This window comes from Microbacterium sp. Bi128 (assembly GCF_918698205.1).
On sequence record NZ_CAKKMM010001041.1, the window covers coordinates 1 to 1,820 of the forward strand.

Genomic DNA, 1,820 nt, shown 5'->3' on the forward strand with positions numbered 1-1,820 from the left:
ATCCAGCTTCACGCGCTGATAGTCGTGGACGTTGTTGCTCACGGCGCCGTAGGGAATGCCGGCCGCGTCCAGGGCGTCCAGCAGGGGCCCGACGTCGTCGAACGCCCGGATGTAGCCGTGCTGGCGGCTCGCGTAGGAACTCACCCAGTGGTGGGCCTGTTCGCCGTCGGCAAGTTCGACGCCGAAGTACCCCAGCGCCGCCCGGCCGCGGAGCAGGCGCTGTTCATTGAACGTGATCTCGCCGGCCAGGTAGCGGTCGTAGAAGTGGGTGGTTTCATGGGTGAAGATCCGTCCGAACCTCTCCCACCCGGCCTCGTCCAGGCCGGGCAGGAGGTGCTCGCTGACGTCGCGGAGGGCCGTCGTCATGGCGAATTCGAGGTCCACGAGGGTGTCATCGATGTCGAACAGAACCCCCTGGACAGCGCCGCCGCCCAGGCCCGCTGCCAGCATGTCAGCCGCGGAAAGCGCGCAGGCGGGCCAGGGAGGAATCCTTGCCCAGGATGACCATGGACTCGAACAGCGGTGGGGAGATCCGCCGGCCCGAGACAGCCGTGCGGACCGGACCGAACGCCAGGCGCGGCTTGACGCCGAGGCCTTCCACGAGGGCTTCCTTCAGGGCGGCCTGGATGTTCTCGGCCGTCCAGTCGGCAACGGGCTCCAGGGCGGCCAGGGCGGCGTCGAGCACCTCGGTGAGGTTCTCCGGCAGGCCCTTGCGGGCGTCATCGGCGACGTCGATGGCGTCGTCGGCTTTGAACAGGAACGCGACCATTTCGGGGGCCTCGCCCAGCAGCGAGATGCGCTCCTGGATCAGCGGTGCGGCCTCGGCCAGGATCTCCTCATCGCGGTCCGTGAGGCTCTCCCCCACGAAGCCGGCGGCCTGCAGGTAGGGCACCAGGCGGCCGCGGAAGTCCTCGGCGCCGAGCATGCGGATGTGGGTGCCGTTGATGGCTTCGGCCTTCTTGATGTCGAAGCGGGCCGGGTTGGCCAGCACGTCGTTGACGTCGAAGTGCTCGATCAGCTGGTCGACGGTGAAGATGTCCTCGTCGGCGGAGAGGCTCCAGCCGAGCAGGGACAGGTAGTTCAGCAGGCCCTCGGGGATGAAGCCGCGGTCCCGGAGCAGGAACAGGTTGGACTGGGGGTCGCGCTTGGAGAGCTTCTTGTTGCCCTCGCCCATGACGTACGGCAGGTGGCCGAAGACCGGCATGTAGCTGGCGACGCCGATGTCCATCAGCGCCTGGATCAGCACCACCTGACGGGGCGTGGAGGAGAGCAGGTCCTCGCCGCGGAGCACGTGGGTGATGCCCATGAGGGCGTCGTCCACGGGGTTGACCAGGGTGTAGAGCGGGGAGCCGTCGGCGCGGACAATGACGTAGTCCGGGATGCTGCCGGCCTTGAAGGTGATCTCGCCGCGGACCATGTCCGTGAACGTGACGTCCTCGTCGGGCATCCGCACGCGCAGCACAGGCTGGCGGCCCTCGGCCTTGAACGCGGCGAGCTGGTCCTCGGAGAGTTCGCGGTCGAAGTTGTCGTAGCCGAGCTTCGGGTCGCGGCCGGCGGCGCGGTGGCGGGCTTCAACTTCTTCCGGCGAGGAGTAGCACTCGTAGGCGTAACCGGCGTCGATCAGCTTGGCCACGACGTCCTTGTAGAGGTCCAGGCGCTGCGACTGGCGGTAGGGCTCGTGCGGGCCGCCGACTTCCACGCCCTCTTCCCAGGTGATGCCGAGCCATTTGAGGGCCTCGAGCAGCTGCTGGTAGCTCTCCTCCGAGTCGCGGGCCGCGTCCGTGTCCTCGATCCGGAACACAAAGGTGCCCTTCGTGTGC

Annotated in this window: 2 protein-coding genes; both read right to left on the reverse strand. The window is 67.9% G+C overall.

All coding sequences use genetic code 11. The features are described from left to right. A partial coding sequence (locus LQV45_RS29530) for an HAD family hydrolase (RefSeq protein ID WP_230010661.1) occupies positions 1 to 450 on the reverse strand: 450 nt, incomplete at its 3' end. A gap of 1 nt (position 451) precedes the next feature. Next, positions 452 to 1,820: glutamate--tRNA ligase (gltX, locus tag LQV45_RS29535; protein ID WP_230010663.1), on the reverse strand; the 1,369-nt coding region annotated here is incomplete at its 5' end.